The following is a 16,155-nucleotide window of genomic DNA, read 5'->3' on the forward strand; positions in this document are numbered from 1 at the left end:
TTCGTCCATGGTCACCATCGGTGTGGACGAAGCGGGGCGAGGGCCACTCGCCGGGCCAGTGGTGGCGGCGGCGGTGGTCTTGTGCAAGCCGCGGCCTTCGGGTCTGGATGATTCCAAGAAGCTGAGCGCGGCGCGCCGGGCGGAGCTGGAAGAGAAGATCAAGCGCCGTTGCCGTTGGGCGGTTGGCGTGGTCGAGCCCGAGGAGATCGACCGGCTCAACATCTTCGGCGCGACCATGCTGGCGATGACGCTGGCGGTGCAGGCACTGTGCGAGCAGATCGCACACGACGAAGGCGTGGGCGAGGTACTGATCGACGGCAACCTTACGCCGCATGGCCGGCGACCGGAATGGTGCTGGCCCGCACGGCCGATCGTCGGCGGGGATGCGCTGGAGCCGTGCATTTCTGCAGCCTCGATCATCGCCAAGGAACACCGCGACCGGATCATGCGCGAGGCGGCGCTGGCGCATCCGCACTATGGGTGGGAGCGCAATGCAGGCTACGGCACGCCCGAGCATCTGGCGGCTCTGCGTGAACACGGGCCAACGCCCTTGCACCGGCGCAGCTTTGCCCCTGTGGCGCAGTTGCAGTTGCTCTGACGAAAAAATTTGGCGGTGAGTCTGTCTGGGCACACCACTAGATGTTGAGTCCTGTGCCCGTGCCAAGACTCTAGATGTCGAAATAGACTCTTTTCGTTCTCATCCTGAACCCCGCGCGACTCGCCGGAATCTGGCGAGTCGCCGCTTGACGGCGAGTCTCCGATGACTCAAACGGTGGGCTTATCCACAAGGGGTCAGGGACTAGATATGGCAGTTGCAGTCAAGGAACGCGCGAAGGCATTGCGTGCGGCGCCGGCAAAGGTGCTGAAGGCGGATGTCGCGCTTCCGGTGAACCAGATCCTGCGTGGTGACTGCATTTCGGAGATGCGCAAGCTGCCGGACGCCTCGATCGACATGATCTTTGCCGATCCGCCCTATAACCTGCAATTGGGCGGCGATCTGGCACGGCCTGATGGCAGCCATGTCGATGCGGTGACCAACGACTGGGACAAGTTCTCGAGCTTTGCGGTCTACGACCAGTTTACGCGCGAATGGCTGACCGAGGCGCGGCGCTTGCTCAAGCCCGATGGTTCGATCTGGGTGATCGGCAGCTATCACAATATCTTCCGCGTCGGCACGATCCTGCAGGACCTCGGCTTCTGGATCCTCAACGACATCATCTGGCGCAAGGCCAACCCGATGCCCAACTTCAAGGGCACGCGCTTTACCAATGCGCACGAGACGCTGATCTGGGCATCGAAGAGCGAGAAGTCGAAGTACACCTTCAACTATCGTGCGATGAAGACGCTGAATGACGAGTTGCAGATGCGCTCTGACTGGGTGCTGCCGATCTGCTCAGGCCCCGAACGCCTGCGCCGCAACGGTACCAAGGCGCATCCGACGCAGAAGCCCGAGGCGCTGCTCTATCGCGTGATGCTGGCGACGACCAACAAGGGCGATGTGGTGCTCGATCCGTTCTTCGGCACTGGCACGACAGGCGCGGTGGCCAGGCGCCTGGGCCGCGACTGGATCGGCTGCGAGCGCGAGGACGACTACATCGAAGTAGCGCAGGAACGCATCGAACTGGCGCTGCCGCTGGACGAATCCGCGCTTGTTACGATGCAGTCGAAGCGCACGGCGCCCAAGGTGGCCTTCGGCGCGCTGGTCGAGAGTGGCTATCTGGCCCCTGGTACCCGTCTGACCGCCAAGAAGGGCAAGTTCGAGGCAGTGGTGCGGGCTGATGGTTCGCTCCAGGCAGGCGCGGAGATCGGTTCGATCCATGGGCTTGGTGCAAAGCTGCAGGGCGCGCCATCGTGCAATGGCTGGACCTTCTGGCATGTCGAGCACGAGGGCGAGGTGAAGCCGATCGACGCGCTGCGCCAGTTGTACCTGCTCGCCGTCGAGGATTGATGCCTCGCGTCTATATCCGTCCGATCGCGTTCGCCGACAGTCCGCAAGCGGAAGATGGCGAGGCGATCAGGCTGGGCGGGGGTCTGATCTACGCCAGCCGCTTTGTCCTGATCGTGCGCGAGGGCGGAAAGGTGGTCTCGCGGCAGAGGTTCGGCGCGGGCGATGTTCAGAAGGCAATTGCCACCTTGCCCGATGCCTTGGCCGCCGATGCAGCGGAGCAATGGGACAACCTGCGCTGCACGCACGCGCCCATCGCCTGCGGGCAGCGGGTGGTGCGGCTCGATCAGCCGGTGGTGATGGGTATCCTCAATGTGACGCCCGACAGCTTTTCCGATGGTGGCCAATTCCTCGACAAGCCTGACGCCGCGCTTGAGCACGCCCACGCGATGCTATCAGCCGGGGCGGGGGTGATCGACGTCGGTGGTGAATCCACCCGCCCCGGCGCCGCGGCGGTGTGGGAAGGCGACGAGGCAAAGCGCGTGGTGCCGGTGATCGAGCAGCTTGCGGCAGCAGGCGCAGCGATTTCCATCGACAGTCGGCGCTCCTTGGTAATCGAGGCGGCGCTGGCGGCAGGGGCACACATCGTCAACGATGTTTCGGCTATGCGTCATGACGCCCGGACGACCGAGATCGTGGCTCGTTCCGGGGCTCCGGTGGTGCTGATGCATGCGCCTGGCAACGACGGCGATCTGCATGCCGATGGCGACTACGCCGACGTTGTGCTCGATGTGTTCGATGCCTTGCGCGAACGCCGTGACGCAGCCGTCGCGGCGGGGATTGCGCGGGAGAAGGTCCTGCTGGATCCCGGCATAGGCTTTGGCAAGTCGCTCGCGGAGAACCTTGCGCTGATCAATGCCCTGCCATTGTTCCATGCGCTTGGTCAGCCGATCCTGTTCGGGGCCAGTCGCAAGCGGATGATCGGGGCACTTTCCAACGAGGTGCCAGCCCATCAGCGCATGGCCGGTTCGGTCATGCTGGCGCTCAAGGCGATGGATGCCGGCTGCCAGATGGTGCGCGTGCACGATGTGGCCGAAACCGTGCAGGCCATGCACGTCTGGCGCGGCCTGCGCGATGCGGCGCTGACGGATTTCAGCCAGCTTGCCTAGAGCGAGACGCCGCCATCGCTGACCAGGCAGGTGCCGGTGATGGTCGCTGCTGCGTCGGACAGCAGGAAGCCGATCTGCGCCGCAACCTCATCCGCGCTGGCGAAGCGCCCAAGTGGCGTGGCGTCCTTTGCCATTGCGGCAAGCGCTTCGGCGCGTCCACCATGCTGTTCGATCAGCGGTGCGAACCATTCGGCGCGGTCCCAAATGCCAGTGTCGACGCCGCCCGGTGCGATGGCGTTCACCCGCACGCCGTACCTTGCGGCTTCTGCAGCCGCGACCTTTGCCAGCTGGATCGTCGCGGCCTTCGATGCGGAATAGGCCGCGGTTCCGGCGGCTGCCTTGATGCCGGAGACCGAGGCCGTCAGCACGACCGCTCCGCGGTTTGCCCTCTTCATGGCGCGCAAGGCGGTACGCAGCGAAAGGAACATGCCGTCGAGATTGACCGACAGTGTCTTGCGCCAGGCGGTGATGTCGAGGTCAGTGATCTCGCCGTTGCTGGCGATACCGGCATTGAGCACGGCGTAATCGATCCGAGGCACTTCGCGCTCCAGCAGTTTCCAGAGCGAGGGATCCGTGACGTCGCCGCCAAAAGGATGGACCTTGCAGGACAGGCCCAGCCGGTCGAGCGCTGGCCTGTCAATATCGACCAGAACGAGCTCGCCGATCCCCTGCGCATCGAGCCAGCGCGCGGCGCTGGCACCTATCCCCGCGGCGGCACCGGTGACAAGCGCGATGCAACCTGCAAATTCGCTATTTCCCGTCATGCCGGGAAGCTAGCGCGGGTCAGGCCGCGTTGTCGATGCCAAGTTCCGAAAGCTTGCGGTAAAGAGTGGAGCGGCCGATACCAAGGCGGCGGGCAACTTCGGTCATGCGACCGCGATAGTGGCCGATTGCCAGCCGGATGACGTCGGCCTCGATGTCTTCGAGAGGTCGCAGGTTGCCATCGGGTGCGAACAGGGTGATGCCGGCGCCATCGGTAACATTCGGTGCGCGGCGGCTGGATTCCCCGATCAGGTTCGAAAGGCTGGGGAAGTCTTGTGCCGTTAGCGCCTCGCCATCGCAGAATACGGCGGCGCGGAACAGGGTGGCCTGCAACTGGCGGACATTTCCAGGCCAATCATATGCCGACAGAAGTGCCAACGCTCCATCAGTAATGCCGAGCGGCCTGAGCCCTGGCTGTTCGCCGATGCGGGTCAGGAAATGCCTTGCAAGTGCCGGAATATCCGCCGAGCGCTCTCGCAATGCCGGCAGCAGGACCTGTGTCTGGCTCAGCAAGGCATGGAGTTCGGCGCGGAAGTCGCGGGTCTCGACAAGGTCCCGCAGGCCAGCATTGGCGCAGGCGATCACTCGAACATCGACGCGGAATGAATGCCGCGCGCCGATGGGCTGGACGTCACCCCGTTCGAGAAAGCGGATCATTCGCTCCTGCACGTAATCCGGCAGGCGATCAACCTCGTCGATGACAAGGGTGCCGCCATCAGCATGCTGGAGCAATCCGACGTGACGTTCGAACGCTCCGGCGAACGCGCCTTTCTCGTGTCCGAACAACGCGGATTCAACCTGATTGGCAGGCATGCCGCCGACGTTGATGGTCTTGAGTGCGGTCCGGCTGCGCGGGCTGGCTGCGTGCATGGCGCGGACCAGCATTTCCTTGCCTGTGCCGCTTTCGCCTTCGATCAACACGCTGCCATGGGTGCGCGCGGCCTTTGCCGCCACGGCCAGCGCCGCGCGGAAGGCCGGGGTTGCGCCGATCATCGAATCGAAGTCGAGCGGGGCGCCGAATTTCTCGGTCAGGGGTTGCAGTTCACTTGCGTCGGTCTCGCGCGAAGTCGCGCTGCGCAGGGCCTGGAGCAGGCGTTCCGGCGCGACCGGCTTGATAAGGTAATCGGTGGCGCCCGCGCGCATTGCCTCCACAGCGAGCAGGGGCGAGTTGCTGGTAGTCAGCATCAGAATCGGAAGTGCGGGACGGCGTGCCTTCAATTCGGCGATGAGTGCGCAGGCATCGTCGCCCGGAACCCATTGATCCAGAATGATCGCGCCGAGTTGCATACCCTGGCGGGTGCCCAGCGTGGCGATCGCGCTTTCCGAATCGCGGGCGATGACCGTGCGCCAGCCCTCCCGCGAAGCCAGCGCCGAAATCAGGCGGCACTGGGCGGGTTCATCGTCGATGAGCATGAGAAGGCGCTGTTCGGGCTCCTGCATGACCTAGTCTTTTGACTCCCCCGCAAATACGTCAGGAGCATTGCTCTAGGCCGATAGGGTAAAGAGCCGATTAAGCGCGATGAGACTGCTCCGCACTTGAGCGCAGGGGCGGCCATCGCTAGAGCATGCACGTCGCGCCCCAGTGGCGCATGGTTTTTGGGGAAGAAAATGGCTCCGGCAAACGACATCAAGGCTGCAAAGTCGACGTACGAAGGTTTCGTGAACATGGTGAAGTGGGCCACGCCGGCGATCTGCGCGCTGGTTTTCGTGGTCATCCTGGTGATCCAGTAAGAGCGCCGTGGCGGGGGCAATAAAGATCGCCGTCCTTCGGGAACGTGCGACAGGGGAGAGCAGGGTTTCGGCATCGCCTGAGACCGTGAAGAAGTTCATTGCCCTCGGGGCCACAGTGGCCGTCGAGAGCGGGGCGGGGATTACCGCTTCGATCTCCGACGATGATTACCGCGCCGCCGGGGCCGAGGTTGCGGACAATGCGGTGCAGGGCGCGGACATCGTGCTTGGCGTGCAGGGACCGGAGCCTGAGCAACTGGCAGGCGCAAAGCCCGGCGCATGGATCGTCGCCGGGCTTGATCCCTTCGGCAAGCGGGCACGGGTGGATGCCTATGCCGCTGCCGGATACGAAGCGCTGGCGATGGAGTTCATGCCGCGCATCACGCGTGCGCAGTCCATGGACATTCTGTCTTCGCAGTCGAACCTTGCCGGGTACAAGGCAGTGCTGGTCGCAGCGAACCTCTATGGCCGCGCGTTCCCGATGATGATGACGGCGGCAGGCACGGTCTCGGCTGCCAAGTGCTTCGTCATGGGCGTCGGCGTTGCCGGTCTTCAGGCGATTGCCACGGCGCGCCGCCTCGGTGCGCAGGTCTCGGCGACCGACGTGCGCTCTGCCACCAAGGAGCAGATCCAGTCGCTCGGCGCCAAGCCGATCTTCGTGGAAAGCGTCGCCGGTATCGAAGGCGAGGGCGCCGGCGGCTATGCCACGGAAATGAGCGAGGAATACCAGAAGGCGCAGGCCGAGCTGGTCAGCGCGCACATCGCCAAGCAGGACATCGTCATCACGACTGCGCTGATCCCGGGCCGTGCCGCGCCGCGCCTGATCTCGGATGCGCAGATTGCGACGATGAAGCCGGGCTCGGTGATCTTCGACCTTGCCGTGGCGCAGGGCGGTAACGTCGAAGGTTCGGTGCCGGATCAAGTCGTCGAAAAGCACGGCGTCAAGATCGTCGGCTATTCGAACACGCCGGCGCACCTGCCGGCGGATGCCTCGGCGCTGTTCGCGCGCAATCTCTACAACTTCCTCTCGGCCTTCTGGGACAAGGAGCAGGGCAAGCCTGTTCTGGACGAGGAAATCGGCAACGCCATCCGCCTGACGCAGGGCGGGAAGGTTGTGAACGAACGACTGCTCGGCTGAGGGGGAAAGCCATGGACTTCATATCGATCCTGAGCATTTTCGTGCTCGCCTGCTTTGTCGGGTACTACGTCGTCTGGTCGGTCACGCCGGCCCTGCACACGCCGCTGATGGCGGTGACCAACGCGATCTCCTCGGTGATCGTGGTCGGCGCGCTCGTGGCATCGGCTGCTGCCGGTAGCCCTTCGGCCAAGTGGCTGGGGCTGGGCGCTGTGGTGCTGGCTTCGGTCAACATCTTCGGCGGGTTTGCCGTGACGGCGCGCATGCTGGCGATGTACAAGAAGAAGGAGAAGAAGTGATGGAACACGTCGCTGTCTCTCCTTGGGTGGCGCTGGCCTATCTGGTTTCGGGCGTCCTCTTCATCCTCGCGCTGCGCGGGCTTTCCAGCCCGGCGACGAGCCGTGCGGGCAACCGCTATGGCATGATCGGCATGACCATCGCGGTCGCCACCACGCTGCTGACACACGAGATCGCCAGCTTGCCGGAAATCATCGTGGCGCTGGCCATCGGTGGCGGCATCGGCTTCGTCATCGCCCGCAAGATCGCGATGACCGACATGCCGCAGCTGGTCGCCGCGTTCCACTCGCTGGTCGGCCTTGCCGCCGTGCTGGTGGGCCTTGCTGCCTACCTCAATCCTGATGCCTTCGGAATCATGCTCCCGGACGGCCAGATCAATCCGGTCAGCCGCATCGAGCTCGGCCTCGGCATCGCCATCGGTGCGATCACGTTCTCCGGCTCGGTCATCGCCTTCCTCAAGCTGGCCGGCAAGATGAGCGGATCGCCGATCCTGCTGCCGGGCCGCCATGTGCTGAACCTCGGCACGTTGATCGCGATCATCGGCCTTGTCGCCTACTTCACGCAGGACCAGTCGGCCTGGGTGATCGCGACGATCACGGTGCTGTCGTTCATCATCGGCTTCCTGCTGATCATCCCGATCGGCGGCGCGGACATGCCGGTGGTCGTCTCGATGCTCAACTCGTACTCGGGCTGGGCGGCGGCGGCGATGGGCTTTACCCTGCACAACACCGCGATGATCGTGACAGGCGCACTGGTTGGCTCGTCGGGCGCGATCCTTTCGTACATCATGTGCAAGGCGATGAACCGCGGGTTCCTTGCGGTTATCGCGGGCGGGTTTGGCGCCGAGGCCACTGCCGCTGGTGGCGCTGCCCGCGAGCAGCGCCCGTGGAAGCGCGGGTCTGCCGAGGATGCGGCCTACATGATGAGGGAAGCCGAGAACGTCATCATCATCCCGGGCTACGGCATGGCCGTATCCCAGGCGCAGCACGCGCTGCGCGAGATGGGCGACGTGCTCAAGAAGGAAGGCGTCAACGTCAAGTACGCCATCCACCCTGTGGCGGGCCGCATGCCCGGGCACATGAACGTGCTGCTGGCCGAAGCCAACGTGCCCTATGATGAAGTGTTCGAGCTGGAAGACATCAACAGCGAGTTCGCGCAGGCGGACGTGGCCTTCATCATCGGCGCCAACGACGTGGTCAACCCGGCGGCCAAGACCGACAAGTCCTCGCCGATCTACGGCATGCCGGTGTTCGACGTCGACAAGGCCAAGACGATCTTCTTCGTCAAGCGCTCGATGGGTGGCGTGGGCTATGCCGGCGTCGACAACGACGTGTTCTACATGGACCAGACCATGATGCTCTTGGCTGACGCAAAGAAGATGGTCGAGGATATCGTCAAGGCGCTGCAGCACTGATGCGCAAGGCTGCCGCTGTCATCGCCACGGTCTTGACGCTGGCAGCCTGCTCGCCATCAAAGCTGGCTTATGGAAAGGTCCGCTCGGCGCTCGTCGATGCGGGCCTTTCCGATTCCAACGCTTCGTGCATGGCGGAGCGCATGACTGACCGCCTGAGCATCGGCCAGTTGCAGCGGTTGCAGTCGCTTCAGGCACCTAAACGCGGGTTGGCCGATTATGTCGCCACGGTGAAGCGCCTTGGCGATGCCGAACTGCTTGGTGTCACGACAAGCGCCGCAGCGCTCTGTGCAAGCGGTCTGGCGCCAGAGAGGAAGCGTTAGCGGTCTGGACCTCCCCCGCCGCCTTTCGTAAGGCCGGTGCAAACAGGGGCCTGTCATTCAAGCCCGGGGAGTTATCGTTTTGCGCAAGATCGGCCTTATCGGCGGCATGAGCTGGGTTTCGACCCGCACTTATTACGAAGACATCAACCAGCTGGTGCAGGCGCGCACCTCGAAGACGGCCAGCGCGCCGCTGCTGATCGAAAGCCTCGATTTCACCAACCTTATTCGCCTTTCGACGCCGGAGCAGTGGGACCATGCCGCTGAAGTGCTGACCGACAGCGCCCGCAGGCTGGAGCAGGCGGGGGCCACCGCGCTGCTGATCGGCGCCAATTCGATGCACAAGGTCTATGACAAGGTGGTCGACGCAGTGTCGATCCCGGTGATCCATATTGCGGATGCTGTCGGCGCGAAGATGAAGGAAAAGGGCGTAACGAATGCCACGCTGATCGGCACGCGCAACGTCGTGATGGAGAGCTTCTATCGCAAGCGCCTCGTCGCTCATGGCGTGAGCCTGCTGCCACCCGTCGTCGAGGAAGTCGAAGCGATGGACAAGATCATCTATGACGAGTTGATGCTGGGCAAGGCCTCGCGCTCGGCCGAGCGGACGTTCAAGACCATGCTGACCAACATGGGCCAGCGTGGTGCAAAGGGCGCAGTGCTGGCCTGCACCGAACTGGACATGGTTATCGACGTAGACGCGAACGTGCTGCCGATCTTCGATGGTACGCGCATCCACGCGCAGGCCGCAGTTGACTGGATTCTCGGTTGAGCGCAGCGTGATCGAGGGCCGCGCTTCTTATGCCAGCGACCCTGCGCGCACGCGCGGGCGGGAGTTCGGGCTGGACGACAAGGCCTCGCGCGGGCCGCGCAGCGCGTTCCAGCGCGATCGCGACCGCATCATCCATTCGATCGCGTTCCGCCGGCTGCGCCACAAGACGCAGGTCTTCATCGCGCCGGATGGCGATCATTACCGTGTGCGGCTGACGCATAGCCTTGAGGTGGCACAGATCGGCCGGGTGATCGCCCGCGCGCTGGGGCTGGACGAAGACCTGACCGAAGCGCTCTGCCTTGCGCACGACATTGGTCATCCGCCGTTCGGCCATGCCGGAGAGGATGCTCTGGAAGAGGCAATGGCCGGGGCAGGCGGCTTCGACCACAACGCCAACACTCTGCGCGTATTGATGCGGCTGGAGAGCCCTTATTGCGGGCACGAAGGCTTGAACCTTTCCTGGGAAACGCTGGAGGGCCTGGCAAAGCACAACGGGCCGATCCTGAAGCCGACCTGGGCTCTGGAGGAACTGGACAGGGCATTCTCTCTGGAACTGTCTTCCTTCGCCTCGCTCGAGGCGCAGGTCGCGGCGATTTCGGACGATATCGCCTATGACAATCACGACATTGATGATGGCCTCAGGGCGGGGTTCCTGTGTCTCGATCAATTGCTCGAACTGCCATCGCTGGCAGAGCAGTGGCGCGCGATCGAGCGTCGGTTTCCCGGTGCACCGCAGGACCGCCTGTTGCGTGAACTTGTGCGTGGACAGATCGGCCGGATGGTCAATGATGTCATCACCACGGCTCGGGCCAACATCGCGGAAACGGGGGTCGTTAGCGTCGAGGACGTGCGCGCGGCTGGGCTTGCGCTGGCCACGTTCTCGCCTGCGATGGGCGAGGAAGAGCGGGCACTCAAGCAGTTCATGTATGACCGGCTCTACCTGCACGAGGAGCAGTGCCAGACGGCAGATCGCGCACGCGGCGTGATCGCGGCGCTGTTCCGGGCCTATGCCGAGGACCCTGTGCAGATGCCCGAAAGCTGGCGCGCCTCGCTTCCCGAGGCGGAACCGGCACGGACGCGGCACATCGCCGACTTCATTTCGGGCATGACCGACCGCTACGCGATCGACAGCTATGCGCGACTGTTCGGTCAGGCGCCGGAGGGCTTGCGCAATGTCTGAGCAGACCCGCGTGGTTCTCGTCGGCGCGACTGGGCTGATCGGTCGTGCGGTCATGGTCGAGGCGGTCGGTCGTCCCGACATCCATCTGGTCGCCGTTGCGCGTCGCGAGGTTCCGCTGCCGCCCGGCGCGCGCATGGAAATGCTGCTGTCTGATACCAGCCATTGGCCTGATGCCATAGCGGCGGGACGCCCGCATACCGTGGTCATTGCGCTGGGCACCACGATCAATGCCGTGGGCGGAAGCCGCCAGGCCTTTCGCGCCGTGGACCATGACCTTGTCCTGGAATGCGCGGCAGCAGCCAAGGCCGCAGGGGCGCGCCAACTTATCGTCGTGTCCTCGGTGGGGGCGCAGTTCTCGTCGAAGAACTTCTACCTTTCTGTAAAGGGCGAGGTCGAAGACAAGCTGGCGAAGCTGCACTTCGATCGGCTCGACGTAATCCGGCCCGGACTTTTGCGCGGCAAGCGCGATGGTTCACCCAGGCCCGCCGAAAGGATCGGCATGATCCTCAGCCCGCTGACAGACCTTCTGATGCTCGGCAGTTTGCGCAAGTATCGTTCCGCCAAGGCCAGCGACGTGGCGAAAGTGATCCTGAAGTTGGCTGGCACGAAGCAGCATGGGCGTGTGGTGCACCAGCACGACGAGATGCAGCGCATCCTGCGCAGGGGATAAGCTGGTCTCACTCCAGTTGACTTCCTGCTGCACTGCAACGATGAGGAAGCGTCGCTGATCGCGCGGGAGAGCTCTCTCGATTCGTTCAGGGTCGAGAGACGCCGAAGGAGCAACCGCCCCGGAATCTCTCAGGCAAATGGACCGCGTTGGTCGATAGCGACACTCTGGAAAGTGCCGCTTCCCGCAAAGGGAAGGGCCGCCGAAGGGGTAACCCCATCCAAACCCGTCTGGAGAGGCGGGCGGGGGAAAGCTCTCAGGTTTCCGTGACAGAGGGGGCGCCGCATGGCGTCTGAACTGCACGGGACTGATATTTGTGAGCGACACATACAATACCTCTGGCAATAACTCTGGCGATATTTCCGATATCGACCCTGACGTACCTGTCGGCCCGCTGACCTTGCCGCTTGATGCGTGGCACCGTGCGCGCGGTGGACGGATGGTCGATTTCGCGGGCTACTGGATGCCGGTCCAGTTCGAAGGGATCATCGCCGAACACCTCTGGACGCGGACGAGCGCCGGGTTCTTCGATGTTTCGCACATGGGGCAGCTTTATGTTTCGGGTGAGGGTGCTGAGGCGGCGCTGGAAGCAGTCCTGCCGATCGACCTTTCAACGCTGCCTGTGGGCGGCGTGCGCTACTCGCTCCTGCTCAACGAGGATGGCGGGATTCTCGACGACCTGATGGTCACGCGCTGGGGCACCGGCTTCTACCTCGTCGTCAACGGCGCGACCAAGTGGGACGACATTGGCCACCTGCGCGAGCACTTGCCCGATGCCGTAACCCTGAACCACCTTGAGGACAGCGCGCTGTTTGCCTTGCAGGGGCCGAAGGCGTTCGAAGCGCTGGAACGGCTGGTTACTGGCGAATACGCACTCTCGGCGCTCACTTTCATGCGTGGCGGGCAGTTCAAGCTTGGCGGCGTCGACGCATGGATCAGCCGCTCGGGCTATACCGGCGAGGATGGATTCGAGATCGCGGTCCCGGCCGAAAGCGCCGCTGAACTTGCCGATCTGATTTGCGGTCAACCGCAAGTAAAACCGATCGGCCTTGGCGCACGCGACAGTCTGCGGCTTGAGGCCGGGCTGCCGCTCTACGGCCACGACATGACCGAGACGGTGGATCCGGTCAGCGCCGACCTGCTGTTCGGGATCAACAAGCGCCGCCGCATCGAAGGTGGTTTCATCGGTGCGGACAGGGTGCTGCCGCGCATCGCCACTGGTGCTGCCAACCGCCGTGTGGGCCTCGCCATCGACGGCCGCATGGCCGCGCGTGAGGGCGCCAAGGTGCTTTCGGGCGAAACCGAAGTTGGCACTGTCACCTCCGGCGGTTTCTCGCCCAGCCTCGAGCGTCCCATCGCCATGGCTTATTTGCCGGTCGATCTTGCCGCTGCCGGCACTCCGCTTTCCATCGACGTTCGTGGCCGCAAGCTTGCTGCCAGCGTCGTGCCCATGCCTTTCGTTCCCCATCGCTACCATCGCAAAGGAGCCGCCTGATGACCCGCTATTTCACCAAGGACCACGAATGGATCGCGGTTGAAGGCGATGAAGCAACGGTCGGGATCACCGACTATGCCCAGAGCCAGCTGGGCGACATCACCTTCGTGGAACTGCCCGGTGCAGGCAGTGAGGTGGGCAAGGGCGACAGCGCCTCTGTTGTCGACAGCGTCAAGGCAGCGTCGGACGTCTATGCCCCGGTTTCGGGCACCGTCACGGTTGCCAATGCCGCCCTCGAAGAACAGCCGGAGCTGGTCAACTCCGACCCCGAAGGTGAAGGCTGGCTATGGAAGATGACCCTTTCCGAAGCCGCCGAACTCGATGGCCTGATGGACGAGGCCTCCTACCAGGCCTACGTCGCGGAGCTTTGATCCTATGCGCTATCTTCCCCTGACCGACGCCGACCGGAGCGCGATGCTTTCGGTCATCGGTGCCGGCTCGATCGACGAACTATTCGCCGACGTGCCTGCCGAAGCGCGTCTCTCTGCGCCCATTGCGGGCCTGCCGAACCACGCCAGCGAAATGACGGTCGAGCGTCACATGGCGCGACTTTCGGCAGACAATACGACCGCCGGATCTGTGCCATTCTTCCTCGGTGCCGGTGCCTATCGCCACCATGTGCCGGCCACCGTCGATCACATGATCCAGCGCGGCGAGTTCCTGACCGCGTACACGCCCTATCAGCCGGAAATCGCGCAGGGCACGCTGCAAGTCCTGTTCGAATTCCAAACCCAGGTCGCACGGCTCTTCGGCACGGACGTAGCCAACGCCTCGCTGTACGACGGCTCTACCGCGTGCTGGGAAGCGATCGCGATGGCTGGGCGCATCACAAAGCGCGGCAAAGCGATCCTCTCGGGCGGGCTTCATCCCCACTACGTCGAAACCGCGCGCACGATGGCGAAGTTCACGGGTGACGTTCTCGACACCACCGTTCCCGATCTTGCGACGGATCCGGACGATGATGCACTGATTGCAAAGATCGATGTCGAAACGTCATGCGTCGTTGTGCAGTACCCGGATATTCTGGGCCGCATACCTGATCTGGCAAAGATTGCAGCCGCCGCGCAAGGCGCAGGCGCGCTGCTGATCGCCGTTGTGACCGAACCGGTTGCGCTTGGCGTGCTGCAGAGCCCGGGTAGCCTGGGCGCGGACATTGTCGTGGGCGAGGGTCAGTCGCTCGGGGTCGGCCTGCAATTTGGCGGCCCCTACCTTGGCCTGTTCGGATGCCGCGAAAAGTATCTGCGCCAGATCCCAGGCCGTCTCTGTGGCGAGACGGTCGATGCCGATGGCAAGCGCGGGTTCGTGCTTACGCTGTCTACGCGCGAACAGCACATTCGCCGCGAGAAGGCGACCAGCAACATCTGCACAAACTCCGGTCTGTGCGCGTTGGCTTTCTCGATCCACATGACCCTGCTGGGCGGTTCGGGCCTGTCAGACATGGCGAAGTTGAGCCACCTTGCCGCACGCAAGACCGCCGCTGCGCTGGCCGAAGTCCCGGGCGTGGAGGTGGTGAACAGACACTACTTCAATGAATTCACCGTGACCCTGCCGCGCGATGCGCGCCAGATCGTGCGCGAACTTGCTGACCGCCAGGTACTTGGCGGCATCTCGCTCGGCCGGCTCTACCCGCAGGAAGAGAGCCTCGCTAACGGCATGGTCGTGGCCGCCACCGAATGCACGACGGATGAAGACATCGCTGCGCTGGTCGCGGCGCTGAAGGAGGTGCTGGCATGAACGCGATCAACCCCACCGGATGGCGTCCCTCGATGGGCGAGAATGCGCCCGACAACGGTATCCAGACCTTCACCGGCAACCGCGCGCTGCAGCTGGAGGAAGCGCTCCTGTTCGAACTCGGCAATGCCGATCGCTCGGGCGTGGACTTTCCAGCAACAGACGGGATCGATCTCTCGGCATTGGGGCCAATGGCCCGTGCCGAACGTCCCGATCTGCCGGGGCTGTCGGAGCCGGAAACGGTGCGTCATTATACGCGCCTCTCGCGCCAGAACTATGCGATCGATCTTGGTCTTTTCCCGCTCGGCTCGTGCACGATGAAGCACAATCCGCGACTGGACGAGAAGGTGGCGCGCATGCCCGGCTTTGCCGACGTGCACCCGCTGCAGCCAGTCCAAACAGTGCAGGGCGCGCTCGGCGTTATCAACGAACTGGCGCATTGGCTGATCGAGCTGACAGGCATGCATGGCGTCGCAATGACGCCCAAGGCCGGGGCTCACGGCGAACTCTGCGGGCTGCTCTGCATCCGTGCCGCGCTGGAAGCCAAGGGCGATCCGCGTGATGTCATCCTTGTGCCGGAAAGCGCGCACGGCACCAATCCCGCAACGGCGGCCTTCGCCGGGTTCAAGGTCGAAAACATCCCGGCCACTCCGGATGGCCGTGTCGATACCGCCGCGCTGACCGCGCGGCTTGGTCCCGATGTGGCGGGCGTGATGATCACCAACCCCAACACCTGCGGGTTGTTCGAGCGTGACCTGAAGATCATTGCCGACGCGGTTCACGCCGCTGGCGGCTACGTCTATTGTGATGGGGCGAACTTCAACGCCATCGTCGGGCGCGTGCGTCCCGGTGATCTTGGCGTCGACGCCATGCACATCAACCTGCACAAGACCTTCTCCACCCCGCACGGTGGTGGCGGTCCGGGTTCGGGGCCGGTGGTTCTGTCCGAAGCGCTTTCGCCATTTGGTCCGCTGCCATTTACCGCGAGGCAGGCCGATGGTTCGATCAAGCTCATCGAGGAAGAGCAGGCGCATCAGGAGCACCCGCAAGCATTCGGCCGGATGTGCGCATTCCATGGCCAGATGGGCATGTACACCCGCGCCCTTGCCTACATTCTCAGCCACGGCGCGGATGGCTTGCGGCAGGTCTCGGGTGATGCGGTGCTAAACGCCAATTACGTTCTGCGCAGCCTTGATGACGTGCTTGATGCGCCCTTCGGTGGCGCCGGACCATGCATGCATGAAGCGCTGTTTTCGGACGATGGCTTTGCTGAAGGCTTCTCGACCAACGATCTCGCCAAGGGTCTGATCGACGAGGGCTATCACCCGATGACGGTCTACTTCCCGCTGGTCGTCCACGGAGCCATGCTCGTGGAGCCGACCGAGACCGAAAGCAAGGCTGGGCTTGACCAGTTCATTGGCGCGATGCGATCCTTGGCACAGCGGGCCAAGGCAGGGGATGAGCTGCTGAAGTCCGCGCCGCATTTGGCTCCGCGGCGTCGTCTCGACGAGACACTTGCAGCGCGAAAGCCCAAGCTGGTCTACAAGGACTGAGGATACGAAAAGGGCCGCCCCGGAAATCCGGAGCGGCCCTTTTTCTCAAC

17 protein-coding genes and 2 riboswitches are annotated in these 16,155 nt (G+C 63.8%); of the genes, 15 read left to right on the forward strand and 2 right to left on the reverse strand.

Features of this window, described 5'->3' with window-relative positions:
• Positions 1-7 precede the first annotated feature (7 nt).
• From NJ75_RS05035 to folP, 3 genes are all read left to right on the forward strand, one after another.
• Complete coding sequence (locus NJ75_RS05035; RefSeq protein WP_039332078.1) at positions 8-598, forward strand: ribonuclease HII; 591 nt, start codon at positions 8-10, stop codon at positions 596-598.
• A gap of 207 nt (positions 599-805) precedes the next feature.
• The gene (locus NJ75_RS05040) at positions 806-1,948 is read left to right on the forward strand and encodes a site-specific DNA-methyltransferase (RefSeq protein WP_039332080.1); all 1,143 of its coding nucleotides are present in this window, start codon (positions 806-808) and stop codon (positions 1,946-1,948) included.
• Entirely contained in the window at positions 1,948-3,054 is a 1,107-nt protein-coding gene (folP, locus tag NJ75_RS05045) for a dihydropteroate synthase (protein ID WP_039332082.1), read from the forward strand. The genes NJ75_RS05040 and folP overlap by 1 nt, the downstream gene beginning before the upstream one ends.
• On the opposite strand, the gene NJ75_RS05050 is transcribed toward folP, so the two are convergent.
• Both NJ75_RS05050 and NJ75_RS05055 read right to left on the reverse strand, forming a co-directional pair.
• Positions 3,051-3,818: an SDR family NAD(P)-dependent oxidoreductase gene (locus NJ75_RS05050; RefSeq protein ID WP_039332084.1), complete on the reverse strand. Its 768-nt coding sequence runs from the start codon at positions 3,816-3,818 to the stop codon at positions 3,051-3,053. The genes folP and NJ75_RS05050 overlap by 4 nt on opposite strands.
• Before the next feature lie 19 nt (positions 3,819-3,837).
• Positions 3,838-5,256: a sigma-54-dependent transcriptional regulator gene (locus tag NJ75_RS05055; protein ID WP_039332086.1), complete on the reverse strand. Its 1,419-nt coding sequence runs from the start codon at positions 5,254-5,256 to the stop codon at positions 3,838-3,840.
• A gap of 168 nt (positions 5,257-5,424) precedes the next feature.
• On the opposite strand from NJ75_RS05055, the gene NJ75_RS23690 reads away from it, so the two are divergent.
• The 12 genes from NJ75_RS23690 (at position 5,425) to gcvPB (ending at position 16,105) form a co-directional block, all read left to right on the forward strand.
• Complete coding sequence (locus NJ75_RS23690) at positions 5,425-5,547, forward strand: aa3-type cytochrome c oxidase subunit IV (RefSeq protein ID WP_082013273.1); 123 nt, start codon at positions 5,425-5,427, stop codon at positions 5,545-5,547.
• Positions 5,548-5,566: 19 nt separating this feature from the next.
• Entirely contained in the window at positions 5,567-6,682 is a 1,116-nt protein-coding gene (locus NJ75_RS05060) for an NAD(P) transhydrogenase subunit alpha (RefSeq protein WP_039332391.1), read from the forward strand.
• Positions 6,683-6,693: 11 nt separating this feature from the next.
• Complete coding sequence (locus NJ75_RS05065) at positions 6,694-6,978, forward strand: NAD(P) transhydrogenase subunit alpha part 2 (RefSeq protein ID WP_011445494.1); 285 nt, start codon at positions 6,694-6,696, stop codon at positions 6,976-6,978.
• Positions 6,978-8,390 (forward strand): NAD(P)(+) transhydrogenase (Re/Si-specific) subunit beta, encoded by a 1,413-nt coding sequence (locus NJ75_RS05070; protein ID WP_039332090.1) that lies wholly within the window; start codon positions 6,978-6,980, stop codon positions 8,388-8,390. The genes NJ75_RS05065 and NJ75_RS05070 overlap by 1 nt, the downstream gene beginning before the upstream one ends.
• Positions 8,390-8,710 carry a hypothetical protein gene (locus NJ75_RS05075; RefSeq protein WP_039332091.1) on the forward strand — a complete coding sequence of 107 codons (321 nt, stop codon included), beginning with the start codon at positions 8,390-8,392 and terminating at the stop codon, positions 8,708-8,710. Before NJ75_RS05070 ends, NJ75_RS05075 begins: the two co-directional genes overlap by 1 nt.
• Positions 8,711-8,789: 79 nt before the next feature.
• Positions 8,790-9,479: an aspartate/glutamate racemase family protein gene (locus NJ75_RS05080; RefSeq protein ID WP_039332092.1), complete on the forward strand. Its 690-nt coding sequence runs from the start codon at positions 8,790-8,792 to the stop codon at positions 9,477-9,479.
• Positions 9,460-10,659 carry a deoxyguanosinetriphosphate triphosphohydrolase gene (locus NJ75_RS05085; protein WP_236727060.1) on the forward strand — a complete coding sequence of 400 codons (1,200 nt, stop codon included), beginning with the start codon at positions 9,460-9,462 and terminating at the stop codon, positions 10,657-10,659. Before NJ75_RS05080 ends, NJ75_RS05085 begins: the two co-directional genes overlap by 20 nt.
• Positions 10,652-11,329: an NAD(P)H-binding protein gene (locus NJ75_RS05090; protein ID WP_039332094.1), complete on the forward strand. Its 678-nt coding sequence runs from the start codon at positions 10,652-10,654 to the stop codon at positions 11,327-11,329. The genes NJ75_RS05085 and NJ75_RS05090 overlap by 8 nt, the downstream gene beginning before the upstream one ends.
• Before the next feature lie 53 nt (positions 11,330-11,382).
• Positions 11,383-11,483: riboswitch (glycine riboswitch) on the forward strand.
• Positions 11,484-11,609, forward strand: a riboswitch (glycine riboswitch). It abuts the riboswitch before it with no gap.
• A gap of 75 nt (positions 11,610-11,684) precedes the next feature.
• Entirely contained in the window at positions 11,685-12,821 is a 1,137-nt protein-coding gene (gcvT, locus tag NJ75_RS05095) for a glycine cleavage system aminomethyltransferase GcvT (protein ID WP_082013284.1), read from the forward strand.
• The gene (gcvH, locus tag NJ75_RS05100) at positions 12,821-13,192 is read left to right on the forward strand and encodes a glycine cleavage system protein GcvH (protein WP_039332096.1); all 372 of its coding nucleotides are present in this window, start codon (positions 12,821-12,823) and stop codon (positions 13,190-13,192) included. The genes gcvT and gcvH overlap by 1 nt, the downstream gene beginning before the upstream one ends.
• A 4-nt stretch (positions 13,193-13,196) precedes the next feature.
• A complete protein-coding gene (gene gcvPA, locus NJ75_RS05105; protein ID WP_039332098.1) occupies positions 13,197-14,555 on the forward strand; it encodes an aminomethyl-transferring glycine dehydrogenase subunit GcvPA in 1,359 nt (452 codons plus the stop codon).
• On the forward strand, positions 14,552-16,105 hold the full coding sequence (gene gcvPB, locus NJ75_RS05110; protein WP_039332100.1) for an aminomethyl-transferring glycine dehydrogenase subunit GcvPB: 1,554 nt from the start codon (positions 14,552-14,554) through the stop codon (positions 16,103-16,105). Before gcvPA ends, gcvPB begins: the two co-directional genes overlap by 4 nt.
• The last annotated feature ends 50 nt before the right edge of the window (positions 16,106-16,155 follow it).

Source organism: Novosphingobium subterraneum (assembly GCF_000807925.1).
Lineage (GTDB): Bacteria > Pseudomonadota > Alphaproteobacteria > Sphingomonadales > Sphingomonadaceae > Novosphingobium > Novosphingobium subterraneum.